Raw genomic sequence first — 15828 nt, forward strand, 5'->3', positions numbered from 1 at the left:
AGATCAGCTTGGCCGCGATCGACTTCGACGTTGAACTGAGGCGGGCCGGCGCGCATGCGACCGGCGGCTGGCGGCGCGTGCTGTTTTTGGCGCAGCGGCACGTGCTGGGCGCGGCCGGGCTTATCATCATGACGCTGTTCGTGCTGACGGCGATCTTCGCCGACTTCATCGCCCGTTACGATCCGCTGAGCGTCGATGCCGCGCACGCGCTGGCGCGTCCGAGCTGGGCGCACTGGATGGGCACGGACTCGTTCGGCCGCGATGTGTTCAGCCGCATCATCCATGGCGCGCGGATCTCGCTTGCGGTGGGGCTCGGCTCGACCGCGCTCGGCGGCTCGATCGGCGTGATCGTCGGCCTCACCTCCGGCTATCTGTCCGGCTGGGTCGACCTCGTGTTCCAGCGCGTCTCCGACGTTCTCCAGGCATTGCCGCTGCTGGTGCTGGCGCTGGTCATGACGGCCGCGCTTGGCCCGTCGCTGCCGAACGTGATCCTCGCCATCGCCATTCCGCTGATCCCGACGGTGGCGCGTGTCACTCGCGCCAACACGCTGGCGCTGCGCGAGCAGCCATTCGTCGAGGCCGCCAAATCGATTGGCATGAGCGAGGTCCGCATCGCGCTGCGCCACGTGCTGCCGAACACGCTGGCGCCGCTGATCGTGCTCGCGACCGCGCAGCTCGGCTCGACCATCCTGACTGAAGCTTCGCTTTCCTTCCTCGGCCTCGGCATCCCCGAACCTTATCCGTCATGGGGGCGCATGCTCTCCGAGTCCGCTGCCGAATATGTCCGCACCGCGCCGTGGCTGGTGATCTTCCCGGGCATCGCCATCAGCCTCGCCGTGTTCGGCGCCAATCTGTTCGGCGACGCGCTGCGCGACATCCTCGATCCCCGGCAGCGCGGCTGATGGCAAGCAAATCCGATCTCGTGCTCGATGTGAAGAACCTGAAGACGGTGTTCTTCACCAATTCCGGCCTGTTCAAGGCGGTCGACGACGTCTCCTTCACAGTGAGGCGCGGCGAGACGCTGGCGATCGTCGGCGAATCCGGCTGCGGCAAGAGCGTCACCGCGCTGTCCTTGATGCGGCTGGTGCCCGATCCGCCCGGGCGCATCGTCGGCGGCTCGGTCTTGCTCGAAGGCACCGACCTGCTGGCGCTGGATGAAGCGGAGATGCGCAAGGTCAGGGGCAATCGCATCTCCATGATCTTCCAGGAGCCGATGACCTCCCTCAATCCGGTGATTCGGATCGGCGACCAGATCGTCGAGGCGGTGCGGCTGCACCGGAACATCACGGCGAGGGAAGCGCATGCTATTGCCGTCGAGATGCTGCGGCTGGTGCGCATTCCCGAGCCGGCACGGCGCGCGCGCGAATATCCGCACCAGCTCTCCGGCGGCATGCGCCAGCGCGCGATGATCGCGATGGCGCTGGCGTGCCGGCCGGCGCTGCTGATCGCGGACGAGCCGACCACCGCGCTCGACGTCACCATCCAGGCGCAGATCCTGGCGCTGATCCTCGATCTTCAGAAGGAGCTCGGCACCGGACTCGTGCTGATCACGCACGATCTCGGCGTCGTCGCGCAGACCGCGCAGCGCGTGATCGTGATGTATGCGGGCCGCAAGGTCGAGGAAGCCAGCGTCGAGGCGCTGTTCGCCGCGCCCAAGCATCCCTATACACGGGGACTGATGGCCTCGATCCCAGCGGTGCCGGCGTCAGGCGTTGCCGCGCAGGAGCGCTTGAACGAAATCCCGGGCACGGTGCCGTCGCTGGTGCGGCTGCCGAAGGGCTGCGCCTTCGCGCCGCGCTGCAAGCTCGCCATCAAGCGCTGCGAGGAATATCCGCCGCTGACCGATTGGGGCGGGGGCCATCTCGCCGCCTGCTGGCGCGCGGCCGAAGTCGCGGAGGTGGCATGACCAAGGCGCTGCTCGAAGTCACCGACCTTAGGAAGTACTACCCGGTGCGCGCCGGCGTGCTGCGCCGGCAGGTCGGCACCGTGCATTCAGTCGACGGCGTCTCGTTCTCGCTTGGCGCCGGCGAGACGCTCGGCCTGGTCGGCGAATCCGGCTGCGGCAAGTCGACTGTGGCGCGCAGCGTGCTGCGGCTGGTCGACCCGACCTCGGGCCAGATCCGCCTCGACGGCGAGGACATCACGCATCTGTCCAAGGGCGCGCTGCGACCCCATCGGCGCGCAATGCAGATCGTATTCCAGGACCCGTTCGCCTCGCTCAATCCGCGCATGACCGCCGGCGATATCGTCGGCGAGCCGATCGCGGTCCATGGTCTCGCCACCGGCAAGGCGCTGGAGGCGCGCGTCGCAAAGCTGTTCGAGCAGGTGGGGTTGCGGCCCGACCAGATGCAAAATTTCCCGCATCAATTCTCCGGCGGTCAGCGCCAGCGCATCTGCATCGCGCGGGCGCTGGCGCTGGAGCCGCGGCTGATCGTCTGCGACGAGCCGGTCTCCGCACTGGACGTCTCGATCCAGGCGCAGGTGATCAACCTGCTGATCGATTTGCAGCGCCAGCACGGCTTCTCGTACCTCTTCATCGCCCACGACCTCGCCGTGGTCGCCCATATCAGCCACCGCGTCGCGGTGATGTATCTCGGCCGTATCGTCGAGATTGCCGACAAGGACGAGCTGTTCCGCAATCCGCGTCATCCCTACACGCAGGCGCTGCTCGCCTCGGTGCCGATCGCCAACCCGCTGGCGAAGAAGCTCGCGCCGCTGGTCGATGGTGACGTGCCAAGCCCCGTCAATCCGCCGCCCGGCTGCGCGTTTCACACCCGCTGCCGATTCGCGATGGAGCAATGCCGGACGGAGCGCCCGGCGCTGGTGGATGCGGGCGGCGGACATCAGGTGGCGTGCCTGCTCAACGAGGGGACGGGGCGGCCGGCGTAAGTCTCGTGTCCCCGCGAAGGCGACGCGAAGGCGGGGACCCAGGACCACTTGCGATGCCGCCCAGCATGGGTCCCGGCTCGCGCTTCGCGCGTCCGGGACACGAGGCTACGCCCCAATCTCCATCACGATCCGTCCTGTCGTGACCTGCTCGCCCTCGCCGACATCGATCGAGGCGACAACGCCGTCGATGCCGGCCTTGTGGACATGCTCCATTTTCATCGCTTCCAGCGTCAACACCGGTTGACCTGATGTGACGCGGTCGCCCGGCTTGACCAGGACGGCGACAACGCGGCCGTTCATCGCAGCGCGGACCTTGCCGTCGCCGCCATTGCTCGCTGCGGCCTTCGGCGCGGCGAGCGTGAGATCGGTGATCGCAAGCGGAATGCCGCGATGCTGGACGTAGAGCCGATCGCCGTCGCGCAGATATTTTGCACTATCCATCACGCCGCCATGGCGGAAGCGGACGGAGTCAGGATCGAGTTGGTCGATCTCGAACTTGTCCTGGCGACCGTCCTTGGCGACAATGTAGCTGCCATCGCGCTCGCGCATGACTTCGAGCTCGAACGCGTGGCCCGCGATCTCGATCTTCACGGGGAGCGGGAACGTCGCCGACAGGCTCCGACCACTCCGCCATACCGGCGCGCGCGGATTGGTGACGTACAGCAGCAGACCTGCGAGCGCCGTGATGAACGCGGCGTCCGCCCGCGGCGCCGCCAGCTCGTCGCGATGGGTGCCGATGAAGGCCGTCGTGGCCTCGCCCCCGGCAAAGCCGGGATGCCGCAGGCATGACATCAGGAACGCCTGATTGGTGGTCACGCCAAGCGCCGTGAGCTGCTCCAGCCCGACGATCAGCCGTCCCCTCGCCTCCTCGCGCGTCGCGCCGTGGCTGATCACCTTGGCAATCATGGAATCGTAGAACGGCGGGATCTCCGAACCCGATTGCAGCGCGTGCTCGACGCGAATGCCATCGGGAATCTGCCAGTGCCCCATGCGACCGGACTGCGGCATGAAGTCCTGTGCAGCATCTTCCGAGCACAGCCGCACCTCGATAGCGTGACCGGAGAACTTGATGTCCTGCTGCTTCACCGGGAGCGGCTCGCCGCGCGCGACGCGCAGCTGCAGCTCGACGAGATCGAGCCCGGTGATCGCCTCGGTGACGGGATGCTCGACCTGGAGACGCGTGTTCATCTCCATGAAGTAGAACGCGCCGCTGGCATCGAGCAGGAATTCCAGCGTACCGGCGCCCTCATAGCGCAGCGCCTTCACCGCCGCGACCGCGACCTCGCCCATCCGAGCGCGCAGCTCCGGCGTGACCGCGGGCGACGGCGCCTCCTCGATCAGCTTCTGGTGCCGCCGCTGCACCGAGCAGTCGCGCTCGCCGAGATGGATGGCGTTGCCATTGATGTCGCCGAACACCTGAATTTCGATGTGACGCGGGTTTTGGATGGCGCGTTCGAGAATGACCGTGGGATCGCCGAACGCCGCCTTTGCCTCGGACCGCGCGCTGCGCAAGGCATCGGGGAACGACGCTGCGTCGGCGACGAACCGCATGCCACGCCCGCCGCCGCCCGCGACAGCCTTGATCATCACGGGGAAGCCGATCATTTTGGCTTCCGCAAGCATGACTTCGTCGCTCTGGTCGGCGCCCTGGTAGCCGGGCACGACAGGCACACCGGCCTTCTTCATGATCTCCTTGGCGCCGGCCTTGTTGCCCATCGCGGCGATCGCTTGCGGCGACGGGCCGATGAAGACGAGACCGGCATCTTTGCAAGCCTGCGCAAAATCTTCGTTTTCGGCGAGGAAGCCGTAACCGGGATGAACGGCATCCGCGCCGCTAGCCTTGGCCGCCGCGATGATCGCGGCAATGTTGAGATAGGACTGCGCCGGCAAGGCTTCGCCGATCCGCACGGCCTGGTCCGCCTGCTTCACATGGAGTGCATCGCAATCGGCATCCGAATAGACCGCGACGACTCCGAGGCCGAGCTGCCGCGCGCTGCGCATCACACGCAGCGCGATCTCACCGCGATTGGCAATCAAGACCTTGAAGAACGGCCGGTGCTGCACTGATCCGTTCCTCATGGGCGGGCCACCGAAAACTGCATGCGCTGGGGCGTGCGCGCATCGCCCTCGCGGCAGATCGCGAGCACCTCCGACAGCACCGCGCGGGTGTCTCGCGGGTCGATCACGCCGTCGTCGAGCACCCGCGCGCTGGTCGAGAACACGTCCATCTGGCCATCGAACACGCCGATGATCTCAGCTTTCATGGCCTCCAACTTTTCCTTCTCGACGGGCTTGCCGCGGCGCGCGGCGGCAGCCTCGGTCACGATCGCCATGGTCTCGGCCGCCTGCTCGCCGCCCATCACCGCGGTCTTGGCATTCGGCCAGGACAAGCAGAAGCGCGGATGGAAGCCGCGGCCGCACATGCCGTAATTGCCGGCGCCGAACGAGGCGCCGCAATAGATGGTGATCTGCGGTACCGTGGCCGACGTCACCGCCTGGATCATCTTGGAGCCGTGCTTGATCATGCCGGCTTCTTCGTAAGATTTGCCGACCATGTAGCCGGTGGTGTTGTTGAGATAGAGGATCGGCGTGCGGGTCTGGCAGCAAGCCTGGATGAAATGCGTCGCCTTGTTGGCGCCGGCGGGATCGAGCGGGCCGTTGTTGGTGATGATGCCGATGGCCTGACCCTCGATGCGGGCGTGGCCGCAAACGGTGGCCGGGCCATAATTCGGTGCCATCTCGGTGAAATCGGAATCGTCGACGATGCGCGCGATCACCTGCTTCATATCGACAGGCCGCTTGTGGTCCATCGGCATGATGCCGAGCAGCTCGTCCTGATCGTAGCGAGGCGGCTTGAAGTCGGACGACGTCCGGCCCGGCCGCTCCCATTGCAGCGCCGCCATGATCTCGCGCGCAATGCGCAAGGCGTCGCGGTCGTCCTCGGCGAGATAGTCGCCGAGCCCGGAGATTTGCGTGTGCATCTCGGCGCCGCCGAGCTCTTCCTCGGTCGCGATCTCGCCGGTCGCGGCCTTCAGCAGCGGCGGGCCGGCGAGGAAGGCGCGGGTGCGGCCGCGGACCATCACGATGTAGTCGGAAAGACCCGTCTGATACGCGCCGCCCGCGGTCGAGGAGCCGTGCGTGACGGTGACGACAGGCAGGCCCGCCGCCGAGAGCCGCGCGAGATTACGAAAGATGTTGCCGCCGCGGATAAAATCCTCGACGCGGTAGCGCAGGAGATTGGCGCCGGCGCTTTCGACGAGCTGAACGTAAGGCAGTCTGTTCTCGAGCGCGAGCTCCTGCACCCGCAGCGTCTTGTCGAGGCCGAAGGGCTGCAGCGCGCCGGCATCGATGCCGGAGTCGCTCGCGCTGACCATACAGCGGATCCCGGAGACGAAGCCGATGCCGGCGATGACGCCGCCGCCGGGCACGCTCTTGGCCGCATCCGGGACGTCGAACATGTAGCCCGCGAGTGTCGACAGCTCGATGAAGGGCGCACCGGGATCGAGGACCAGCGCGACGCGCTCGCGCGGCAGCAGCTGCCCGCGCTTGTGGAAGCGATCCTTTGCTGCCGCCGACGCTGCGCGCGTGCGCTCTTCGAGCGCGCGCATGCGGTCGATCAGCGCGAGCATGCCATCGCGGTTGGCGCGGTAGGCGGCGCTGCCGGGGGAAGTGGTGTTTTCGAGAATGGACATCAAATCTCCTGGCCGTCATTCCGGGGCGCGCGGAGCGCGAGCCCGGAATCCATACTCCCGATCGTGGTTATGGATTCCGGGCCTGGCCCTTTGGGCCATCCCGGAATGACGACATGTGACTACCTGTTCGTCCCAAATATCTTCCGCGCCTCGGCGGGGCTCGCGATCTCGCGGCCCGCGCGCCTCGCGCAGGCGGCAATGGCCTCGATCAGTTGCCCGTTCGAGGTCTCCTTCTTGCCATCGGCGAGATAGAAAGTGTCCTCCAGGCCCGTGCGGAGATGGCCGCCGAGCTCGGCGCAGCGCTGGTGCAGCGGCCAGATCTCTTCGCGCCCGATCGCGGTGACCTGCCAATGCGCTTCGGGCCGCTTCAGCTTGATCAGGATCGGCAACAGCTCGGGATCGGCAGGCATGCCGGAGGCGACGCCCATGACGAAGTTGTATTCGAGCGGGCCGCTGTACATGCCGACCTGATGGTACATCCCGACGCAGCGAACGATGCCGACGTCGAAGCATTCGAACTCGGGGATGGTGCCGACCGCGTTCATGACGTCGAGATAGTCCTTCACCTTCTCGACCGCGTTGTCGAACATCATCGGCGGCCAGGCCCAGGTGTTGTCGGCCTTCACCTTGAGATAGTTCAGCGAGCCGGCGTTGCAGGCGGCGATCTCCGGCCTGGTCTCGCGGATGCAGTCGAGTGCGCCAGAATAGTTCGGCCCTGACACGCCCGAGGTGTGATTGATGATGACGCCGGGGCAAGCCTCGCGGATCGCCTGCTGGATCTCCTTTGAGACCGCCACATCCCAGGACGGCAGGTGGCCCTTGTTCGGCGCCTGCTGGCGCAGATGGATGTGCATGATGGACGCGCCGGCATCGAACGCAGCCTTGGCCTCGCGCGCCATCTGCTCGGGCGTCACGGGCACATTGTGCTGCTTCGGGTCGGTGAGCACGCCGTTCAGCGCGCAGGTGATGACGGCCTTGTCGCTCATGCCACAGATGTCTCGCAACGTTGAATTCAACGGATAGGATCATGTGGTGCGAGGCAGGCGGCTTCTTGCGCGGAGAAGCTGAGAAAAACGGCGAATCGTGGGGTGGGTTAGCTGCAGGCGTAACCCGCCAAGGTCTCGCACAGCAGATGCAGAGGTGGTGGATTATGCCTTCGGCTAATCCACCTACGATGGCTAACCCGCCTCCGCGAGCCTTACCGTCTCGGTGCTGCGGTAGATCGCAAGATCGCGCGAGCCGACGAAGATCGCGCGCGGCTTCAACCCATAAAAACGACGAATCGAATGGCTGAAATGGGTGCTGTCGGGATAACCGATGTCCTGCGCGAGATGGGCGAGGTTGAGGTCCTGGTTGGCGAAGTGCAGCAGGTGCCGCGCGCGCTTCCAGGCGCGGAAGGAGCGGAACGAGATGCCGGTCTCTTCCTTGAACAGATGCAGGAACCGCGAGGCGGAGAGTCCCGCTTCGGCGGCGCACGTGTCGGCCGTCACCGGCTCGCCGGAGAAACGCTCGATGCGGGCGACGGCGCGCGTCACACGCGGGTCGAGCACGCGGCGTGGCAGCGCCTCGCCAAAGCACATCTCGTCGAATTCGGCGGTGTTGATGTCGCCGTAGCGGCGCTGGCGCAGCAGCGCGTAGGCGGCGAGGATCTTGCGGGCATAGGCAGCCCGGTCAGGGCCGGTCAGCCGCTGGGCCAAGGCCTCGAGCACGCCATCCGGCATGCTCTCCGGCTCGAGCGTGACGCTGATGGCGGTGCGGTAGTCGCTGGCGATGGAATGCCGCTGGTTCGGCAGGGTGACAAAGAGCTCGCCGGTGGCGAGAGCGTCGTCGATGGTCAGATGCAGGCTGCCTTTCACCGCGACATAAACATGGCAGCAGCCGGGGGTCCGTTTACGGGGCCGCCCGAGCAAGCCGGCATAGAAGACCCGCTCTGGTGTGATCAGCATCAGATGGTCGGATTCGCGACCCTGGACTTCCATTGGGTATCCTCCTCGCGCGGCTCTTTGGCCGCTGCGGACGAGGTCACCTTAGCGGAAATTTGGGCGCTGTCACGACGGGATAGCGCTGTCATGGCACGCAAAAGGTTACCGTTCCGGGACGACGATCAGACACGTCCGGAACCGCGAGCGGACCGTCGTCCCGTCCTGCGGAATGCTACGCCCTTACGCGCGGCGCAACATTTTGCTCTATGCCGGCCTTCTGCTCCGCCGCAACCGCACGCTTGAAGCCGTCGCGCTGCTGCAAGCGCGCCCAATAGGCCGCGACATTCGGCCCGAAATCCTTGGCGAGACCGATACTGCAAGCAAGGCGAAGCGCGTAACCGATCACGATGTCGGCGGCGGTGAAGCGACCGGCGCACAAGGTTTCGGCATTGGCGGTCGCTGCCTCGACCGCGCGCAAGCGGCCCAGAAACCACTTGGCGTAGTCGGTGGCGACCTGCGGATTGCGCCGCTCCTCCGGCTCGAGCTGGGTGTAGCGGAGCACCAAGGTTTGCGGGAAGGTTAACGTGGCGTCGCTGAAATACATCCAGTTCAGGAAGGCGCCATAGGCGGGATCCTCGGGGCCGACCATTAGCGGCGTCGGGCCGTAGACGACGCCGAGATAGTGACAGATGCCTGACGACTCCGTCATCCTGGTCTCGCCGTCGACCATGAACGGTATGGTGCCGAGCGGGTTGAGCGCGAGATACTCCTTGGCGAAGACGCGCGGCGGGAACGGCAGCATCTTCAGCTCATAGGGCAGCCCCATCTCCTCCAGCATCCAAAGCGGACGAAACGAGCGCGCGGCGTCGCAGTGATAGAGCGTGATCATGATGCCTTCCCTTTGCTCCCAGGCAGCGTCCCCATCATCTTGCAGAGGACCATCAGCATGACCTCGTCGGCGCCGCCACCGATCGAGGTCAGACGGCTGTCGCGATAGGCGCGGCTGACGGGCGTCTCGTTGGTAAAGCCCATTCCGCCCCAATATTGCAAGCAGGCGTCGGTCAGCTCGCGCCCGAGCCGCCCGGCCTTCAGCTTGGCCATGGTCGCAAGTCTTGTCACGTCCTCGCCGGCGACCAGCTGCTCGGCCGCGCGATAGATCAGCGCCCGCAACAGCTCGACCTCGGTCTGCAGCTCCGCGAGCCTGAAGTGCACGACCTGGTTGTCGAGGATCGGCTTACCGAACGCCTTTCGATTGCGGGTGTATTCGATGGTCTGATCGATGATGTATTCGTGCGCCTTCAGGCAGGCCGCCGCGCCCCAGAGCCGCTCCTCCTGGAACTGGATCATCTGGTAGGTAAAGCCCTTGCCCTCCTCGCCGATCCGGTTGCGCTTGGGTACGCGGACATTGTCGAAGAAGATCTGCGCGGTATCGGACGAGCGCATGCCCATCTTGTCGAGCTTGCGGGCGACGGTGACGCCCTTGCTCTTCATGGGCACGCAGATCAGCGATTTGTTGCGGTGAACCGGACCATCGCCGGTGTTGGCCAGGAGGCAGATCCAGTCGGCCTGCGTGCCGTTGGTGATCCACATCTTGCCGCCGGTGATGAGATAGTCGTCGCCGTCGGAGCGGGCGCTGGTCTTGATCGAGGCAACATCGGAGCCTGCGCCAGGCTCGGAGACGCCGATACAGGCGACATAGTCGCCCGAAATCGAGGGCGCCAGAAACTCGCGCCGCACCTCGTCCGAACCAAACCGCGCCAGCGCCGGCGTCGCCATATCGGTCTGCACGCCGATCGCCATCGGCACGCCGCCGCAGGTGATGGCCCCCAGCTCCTCCGCCATCATCAATGCATAGGAGTAATCGAGGCCGGAGCCGCCGAACGCGGCCGGCTTGTTCAGGCCGAGGAAGCCGAGGCTGCCCATCTTCTTGAACAGCTCATGTGCCGGGAAGATGTCGGCCTTCTCCCATTCATCGACATGCGGATTGATCTCGCCCGCGATGAATTTTTGCAAGGAGCGGCGGATGTCGTCATGGTCGGCGGTGAATAGCATGTTGTCCCCTTTGTCATTCCGGGGCGCGCAAAGCGCGACCCCGGAATCCAGAGATGAGTCCTACAATATCGAGATTCCGGGTTCGACGCTTCGCATCGCCCCGGAATGACGGCGGGCTCACAACCCCATCTGCCTCGATGCCAGATCTTTCATGATCTCCTCGGTGCCGCCGCCGATGGCGTTGACCTTGACCTCGCGGTAGATGCGTTCGGCCTTGATGCCGCGCATGAAGCCGGCGCCGCCGAAGATCTGCACGGCTTCCGAGGCGCAGAACGCCATGGTCTGCGTCGCCTGGTTCTTCATCATGCAGATTTCGGCGACCGGGCTCTCGCCCTGCTCCAGCCGCCAGGCCAGCATTTCCAGCATCGCTTGCGAAGCCGCAACCTTCTGCGCCATGTCGACGATCTTGTGCCTGATGACCTGGTGCTGGGCGAGCGGCTTGCCGAAAGTCTTGCGCTCCTTGGCATAGGCGACCGCTTCGTCGAGACAGACGCGCGCAAAGGCGGTGCAACTCGCGGCCATGCCCATCCGCTCGCTGTTGAAGTTCTGCATGATGATCTTGAAGCCGTGGCCCTCCTCGCCGATCAAATTTTCGGCCGGCACGCGGCATTCGTCGAAATGCAGTGTCGCGGTGTCGGAGGCCCACCAGCCCATCTTCTTCAGCTTCGTCCGCGAGAGGCCGGGCGTATCGCCCTCGATCAGGAGCAGGCTGACGCCGCCGGCGCCCTCGCCGCCGGTACGCACTGCAACGGTCAGATAGTCGGCGCGCACCCCTGACGTGATGAAGGTCTTCTCGCCGCTGACGACGTAGTGATTGCCCTCGCGGCGCGCCCTTGTGCGCAGGTTCGCGACATCGGAGCCACCGCCGGGCTCGGTGATGGCGAGCGCGGAAATCTTCTCGCCTGATAGCACCTGCGGCAATACGCGCGCCTTCACCTTCGGCCGCGCAGCGCGCGCGATCGGCGGCGAGCCGATGGTGTGACTCATCAGGCTGGCGCTGACACCGCCGGCGCCGGCGCCGGCCAGCTCCTGACTCGCGACGATCTTCATGAACTGGTCGGCAGCGATACCGCCATATTCCTCGGGGAAGCCGAGCCCCAACAGCCCGATCTCGGCCGCCCTGCGGTAGAGGACGCGGGGGAATTCGCCGGCTTCATCCCATTCATGGGCGAACGGGGCGATCTCCTTGTCGACGAAGCGGCGCATCACGTCGCGGAAGGCGTCGTGCTCGGCGGTATAGAACGGGCTCTTCATTGCGTTTCGCCTTCGACGACTCGTCTCGTTCCACCATGGCCGGAACATCGGCGGCTCACTTGCGCGGAGTGGCTGGCGCAGGGCGCTGCTCGGCACGAGCCGCAATGATCCAGCAACTCAACGCAAGACGATTTTCGCTCCTCGCGGGCCAACTCCAAATCAAAAAAGTGCTGCACAAACTCCGGCTGGCCTCCCAGGGCCATGCCGGGATGGTGCAAAGCAATAAAATTCAGGCGACACCAGACCGCCGAAGGAGGGAGTGTTGGCCGTTCGTTATAACGATTGGATCGCCCATCATGCACGCCGCGCGCCTGGCAAGGTCGCGGCCATCGACCTCGCGAGCGAGCGCCGGTTGACCTATGCAGAGCTTGATGCACGCGTCTCGCGCCTCGCCTCATTCTTCCGCCACACCCTCGACGTCTCGCGCGGCGATCGCGTCGCGGTGCTGGCGCTGAACACGACCGATACGCTGGAAGTGCAGTTCGCCTGCGGACGGTTAGGCGCCGTGTTCGTGCCGCTGAACACCCGCCTCACCGTTCCCGAGCTTCAGTTCATCACCGCCGATTGCGCCCCGAAGGTGATGATCCACGACGCCGATCTCGCGGAGACGGCGCTCGCCGTCGCAAAGCTCTGCAACGTGACGGCCAGCCTGCTGCTCGGCCCCGGCGGAACCTACGAGGCCGGTATTGCGTCTGCAAAGCCGCTCGCGCGCGCCGAGGAGGTCTCGCTCGATGACATCTCGACCATCATGTACACCTCGGGCACCACGGGTCATCCGAAGGGTGCGACCATCACCCATGGCATGACGTTCTGGAATTGCGTCAATCTCGGCGGTCCCGCCTGCATCGGGCCGGCCTCGGTGCTGCTGACCGTGCTGCCGCTATTCCACACCGGCGGGCTGAATTGCTACACCAACCCGGTGCTGCATGCCGGCGGGACGGTGATGATCATGCGCGCGTTCGATCCCGGCGCGGCGCTCGGCCTGATTGGCGACCCGACGCAGGGCATCAACGTGTTCTTCGGCGTGCCCGCGATCTACCAGTTCATGGCGCAGCATCCGGCTTTCGCGACGACTGATCTGTCTCGGCTGATCGTCTGTGGTGTCGGCGGTGCGCCGATGCCAGTGCCGCTCTTGAAAGTGTGGGAGGCGCGCGGTGTCGCGCTTCAGCAGGGTTATGGTATGACCGAGACATCGCCGGCCGTGCTGGTGCTGGACCGCGAGGACGCGGCACGCAAGGCCGGCTCTGCCGGCAAGCCGGTGCTGCATACGGAGGTGCGTATCGTACGCCCCGACGGCAACGATGCCGATGTCGGCGAGCTCGGAGAGCTCTGGGTCAAGGGACCGAACATCACGCCGGGCTACTGGAACAGGCCCGAGGCGAACAAGAGCTCCTTCACCGACGGCTGGCTGCACACCGGCGACGCGACGCGCGTGGACGAGGAGGGCTTCTATTACATCGTTGACCGCTGGAAGGACATGTACATCTCCGGCGGCGAGAACGTCTATCCGGCCGAGGTGGAGAATGTCCTGCACCAGCTCTCGGCGATCGCGGAAGCCGCGGTGATCGGCATTCCCGACCCGCAATGGGGCGAGGTTGGCCTTGCCATCGTCGCAGTGAAGCCGGGCAACCGGCTGACCGAGACCGATGTCTTGACGCATTGCGCGGCCAATCTCGCGCGCTTCAAATGCCCGCGCCAGATCCGCTTCGTCGATGCGCTGCCGCGCAACGCCACCGGCAAGATCCACAAGCCGACCTTGCGCAAGGAGTTTTCGGTCGCTTCCGAAGTCGACAAGAAAGTCGCCAACGCCTGATCAAAGCGCCCCTCTCGCGGGCGCTTTCTTGTTTTGAAGTGCCTGCTCGATCCAACAAGAAACCCAAGGAAGAATTCAAGGAATTTCCATGAAGAACAAGAAACTCTCACTTCTCGCCGCGGCGGCGGCCCTGACTTTGCTTTCGGCCCAAGCCGCCAACGCACAAAAGGCCTACGACACCGGCGTCACCGACACCGAGATCAAGATCGGCAATGTCGAGGCGTACTCCGGCCCGGCGTCCGCCTACGGCATCATCGGCAAGACCGAGCAAGCCTATTTCAAGATGATCAACGACGAGGGCGGCATCAACGGCCGCAAGATCAATTTCATCTCCTACGACGACGGCTATTCGCCGCCGAAGACGGTGGAGCAAGTCCGGAAGCTGATAGAGAGCGACGAGGTCTTCCTGGTGTTCAACGCGCTGGGCACGCCGACCCAGACCGCCGTACAGAAATATCACAATGCCAAGAAGGTGCCGCAGCTCTTCCTCGCCACCGGCGCCAGCAAATGGAACGACCCGAAAAACTTCCCGTGGACGATGGGCTTCCAGCCCAGCTACCGGGTCGAGGCACGGATCTTCGCGAAATACATTCTTAAGGAAAAGCCGGACGCGAAGGTCGCGATTTTCTATGCCAACGACGATTTCGGCAAAGACTATCTTGCCGGCATCAAGGACGTGTTCGGCGACAGGGCCTCGAAGCTGATCGTGGCGGAGGAAAGCTACGAGACGTCGGAGCCTTCGATCGACGCGCATATCGTCAAGCTCAAGGACACCGGCGCCGATGTCTTCGTCAACATTTCGACTCCGAAATTCGCGGCGCAGGCGATCAAGAAGATCGCCGAGCTCAACTGGAAGCCGATGCATCTGATGACCGACGTCTCCGTGTCGATCGGCGCGGTGATGAAGCCGGCCGGCCTCGAAGCGTCCGAAGGCGTGCTCTCGGCCGGCTATCTCAAGGACGCGTCGGATCCGCAATGGAAGGACGATGCCGGCATGAAGAAGTTCATGGCCTTCATCGAGAAGTACATGCCCGGCGCGAACATTTCGGACGCCAATCTGGTCTACGGCTATGCCGCGGCCCAGACCGTGGTGCAGGTGCTGAAGCAGGCGGGTGACAATCTCACCCGCGAGAACGTGATGAAGCAGGCCGCCAGCCTGAAGGATTTTGCGCCCGACACGCTGATCCCGGGGATCACGATCAACACCTCGGCCACCGACTTCGCGCCGATCGAGCAGCTCAAGATGTGGCGGTTCAAGAGCGGCCAATGGGAGCTGTTCGGCCCCATCATCAGCGCCGAGCCGAGCGGCTAGATCGGACGGGATGCTAGGACGCGCGAGATAGCGGCCGCGAGGCCGCTATTTCTTTTGCTCCGCCTGCAAAGGCGCACTGACGGGCAGGAACAGCGCGAAGGATTCATCGACCGTGCGGCGCAGGTGATCGCGATAGAGCGCATGATTGGAATCACCCGGCCCGACCCGTCCCCAAGACGGCTTTGCCACGTTTCTGAGCGGCACGTAGGCGATCGGCGCTGCAACCGGCGTGAGCTGCGACCCAGGGCCGGCGCGCAGCGTCGAGATGATGCCGTACATCTCGCCGGCCACTGTCGGCCGCGACACCGTGATGACGCGATGCTGGCCGTGCTTGTTGATGACGAGATAGATGAAGCCCGACTGGTGGGGCACCGCAACCTCGCCGGTGTGCTCATAGGCCGCATCGGTTCGCTCGCCCTCGCGGAATACCAGCGAAGAGACGTTCGGCTCCCAGAGGATTTCGGTGCGATAGGCGAAGATCGCATCCTTGTCGCCAAAGGATGGACGCAGGGTGATGAACACGCCTTCGAGCCAGGTGACGGCACGATGCGAATATGCGCCGAGGCTGTCGGGTGCGACATCGTTACCGGCCGTGGGCGACGGTGCAATCGCGCTCTTGCGCAAGGAGACGCCCAGCGCCTGCTCCAGCCGAACCGTGGTGGCCAGCGTGAACGGACGGCGGCCGCCGAGCGCCTTCTCCAGCGTCGACAGGCTGAGCTTGGCCTGCTCGGCCAGCGCCTGCCGCGAGATCCGCCGCCGGGCGATTTCCTCGCGTATGGTGTCCGCGACCTCGCGGCTCTGCTCGTCCGAAAGCTGCCCGTCGTTGAGTTTATCCGGCGTCTGCATCGCTAATCCTGCTCCACGACGGCCAGTCTAGCAGGGCGGACAAGTCAG

13 protein-coding genes are annotated in these 15828 nt (G+C 65.1%); 5 read left to right on the forward strand and 8 right to left on the reverse strand.

All coding sequences use genetic code 11. The features are described 5' to 3' along the window. The first annotated feature begins 8 nt into the window (after positions 1-8). From BM374_RS03735 to BM374_RS03745, 3 genes are read left to right on the forward strand one after another with little or no spacing between them, the layout of a single operon-like run. Positions 9-902 (forward strand): ABC transporter permease, encoded by an 894-nt coding sequence (locus tag BM374_RS03735; RefSeq protein ID WP_092289193.1) that lies wholly within the window; start codon positions 9-11, stop codon positions 900-902. After that, positions 902-1906 carry an ABC transporter ATP-binding protein gene (locus BM374_RS03740; RefSeq protein WP_092289194.1) on the forward strand — a complete coding sequence of 335 codons (1005 nt, stop codon included), beginning with the start codon at positions 902-904 and terminating at the stop codon, positions 1904-1906. The genes BM374_RS03735 and BM374_RS03740 overlap by 1 nt, the downstream gene beginning before the upstream one ends. Beyond that, positions 1903-2889 (forward strand): ABC transporter ATP-binding protein, encoded by a 987-nt coding sequence (locus BM374_RS03745; RefSeq protein ID WP_092289195.1) that lies wholly within the window; start codon positions 1903-1905, stop codon positions 2887-2889. The genes BM374_RS03740 and BM374_RS03745 overlap by 4 nt, the downstream gene beginning before the upstream one ends. 105 nt (positions 2890-2994) lie before the next feature. On the opposite strand, the gene BM374_RS03750 is transcribed toward BM374_RS03745, so the two are convergent. From BM374_RS03750 to BM374_RS03780, 7 genes are all read right to left on the reverse strand, one after another. After that, positions 2995-4968, reverse strand: a complete 1974-nt coding sequence (locus BM374_RS03750) for an acetyl-CoA carboxylase biotin carboxylase subunit (protein ID WP_092289196.1) — start codon at positions 4966-4968, stop codon at positions 2995-2997. Then, positions 4965-6581: an acyl-CoA carboxylase subunit beta gene (locus tag BM374_RS03755; protein WP_092289197.1), complete on the reverse strand. Its 1617-nt coding sequence runs from the start codon at positions 6579-6581 to the stop codon at positions 4965-4967. Before BM374_RS03755 ends, BM374_RS03750 begins: the two co-directional genes overlap by 4 nt. 119 nt (positions 6582-6700) lie before the next feature. Continuing rightward, positions 6701-7567 carry a beta-keto acid cleavage family enzyme gene (locus BM374_RS03760; protein ID WP_092289198.1) on the reverse strand — a complete coding sequence of 289 codons (867 nt, stop codon included), beginning with the start codon at positions 7565-7567 and terminating at the stop codon, positions 6701-6703. Between the two features lie 192 nt (positions 7568-7759). Continuing rightward, positions 7760-8560: a helix-turn-helix domain-containing protein gene (locus BM374_RS03765; RefSeq protein ID WP_092289199.1), complete on the reverse strand. Its 801-nt coding sequence runs from the start codon at positions 8558-8560 to the stop codon at positions 7760-7762. Positions 8561-8735: 175 nt separating this feature from the next. Continuing rightward, complete coding sequence (locus BM374_RS03770) at positions 8736-9392, reverse strand: glutathione S-transferase family protein (protein WP_092289200.1); 657 nt, start codon at positions 9390-9392, stop codon at positions 8736-8738. Continuing rightward, positions 9389-10555, reverse strand: coding sequence for an acyl-CoA dehydrogenase family protein (locus BM374_RS03775; RefSeq protein WP_092289201.1), 1167 nt, complete (start codon positions 10553-10555; stop codon positions 9389-9391). Before BM374_RS03775 ends, BM374_RS03770 begins: the two co-directional genes overlap by 4 nt. Before the next feature lie 117 nt (positions 10556-10672). Beyond that, the gene (locus BM374_RS03780) at positions 10673-11809 is read right to left on the reverse strand and encodes an acyl-CoA dehydrogenase family protein (RefSeq protein ID WP_177248075.1); all 1137 of its coding nucleotides are present in this window, start codon (positions 11807-11809) and stop codon (positions 10673-10675) included. 262 nt (positions 11810-12071) lie between these two features. Between BM374_RS03780 and BM374_RS03785 the strand changes: the two genes are divergently transcribed. Together BM374_RS03785 and BM374_RS03790 are read left to right on the forward strand one after the other, a co-directional pair. Then, positions 12072-13622: an acyl-CoA synthetase gene (locus BM374_RS03785; protein ID WP_092289202.1), complete on the forward strand. Its 1551-nt coding sequence runs from the start codon at positions 12072-12074 to the stop codon at positions 13620-13622. Between the two features lie 88 nt (positions 13623-13710). Continuing rightward, positions 13711-14934, forward strand: a complete 1224-nt coding sequence (locus BM374_RS03790) for an ABC transporter substrate-binding protein (RefSeq protein WP_092289203.1) — start codon at positions 13711-13713, stop codon at positions 14932-14934. A 45-nt stretch (positions 14935-14979) separates the two neighbouring features. Here the strand turns inward: BM374_RS03790 and BM374_RS03795 are convergent, their stop codons facing one another. Continuing rightward, on the reverse strand, positions 14980-15780 hold the full coding sequence (locus BM374_RS03795) for a helix-turn-helix domain-containing protein (RefSeq protein ID WP_092289204.1): 801 nt from the start codon (positions 15778-15780) through the stop codon (positions 14980-14982). Positions 15781-15828: the final 48 nt, after the last annotated feature.

Origin of the sequence: Bradyrhizobium sp. Ghvi, assembly GCF_900115265.1 — a bacterium.
GTDB lineage: Bacteria > Pseudomonadota > Alphaproteobacteria > Rhizobiales > Xanthobacteraceae > Bradyrhizobium.

Coding starts and splice junctions, on each gene's coding strand:
- BM374_RS03740 (WP_092289194.1), top strand. CDS start 902: ATGGCAAGCAAATCCGATCTCGTGCTCGATGTGAAGAACCTGAAGACG.
- BM374_RS03745 (WP_092289195.1), top strand. CDS start 1,903: ATGACCAAGGCGCTGCTCGAAGTCACCGACCTTAGGAAGTACTACCCG.
- BM374_RS03750 (WP_092289196.1), bottom strand. CDS start 4,968: ATGAGGAACGGATCAGTGCAGCACCGGCCGTTCTTCAAGGTCTTGATT.
- BM374_RS03755 (WP_092289197.1), bottom strand. CDS start 6,581: ATGTCCATTCTCGAAAACACCACTTCCCCCGGCAGCGCCGCCTACCGC.
- BM374_RS03760 (WP_092289198.1), bottom strand. CDS start 7,567: ATGAGCGACAAGGCCGTCATCACCTGCGCGCTGAACGGCGTGCTCACC.
- BM374_RS03765 (WP_092289199.1), bottom strand. CDS start 8,560: ATGGAAGTCCAGGGTCGCGAATCCGACCATCTGATGCTGATCACACCA.
- BM374_RS03770 (WP_092289200.1), bottom strand. CDS start 9,392: ATGATCACGCTCTATCACTGCGACGCCGCGCGCTCGTTTCGTCCGCTT.
- BM374_RS03775 (WP_092289201.1), bottom strand. CDS start 10,555: ATGCTATTCACCGCCGACCATGACGACATCCGCCGCTCCTTGCAAAAA.
- BM374_RS03780 (WP_177248075.1), bottom strand. CDS start 11,809: ATGAAGAGCCCGTTCTATACCGCCGAGCACGACGCCTTCCGCGACGTG.
- BM374_RS03790 (WP_092289203.1), top strand. CDS start 13,711: ATGAAGAACAAGAAACTCTCACTTCTCGCCGCGGCGGCGGCCCTGACT.
- BM374_RS03795 (WP_092289204.1), bottom strand. CDS start 15,780: ATGCAGACGCCGGATAAACTCAACGACGGGCAGCTTTCGGACGAGCAG.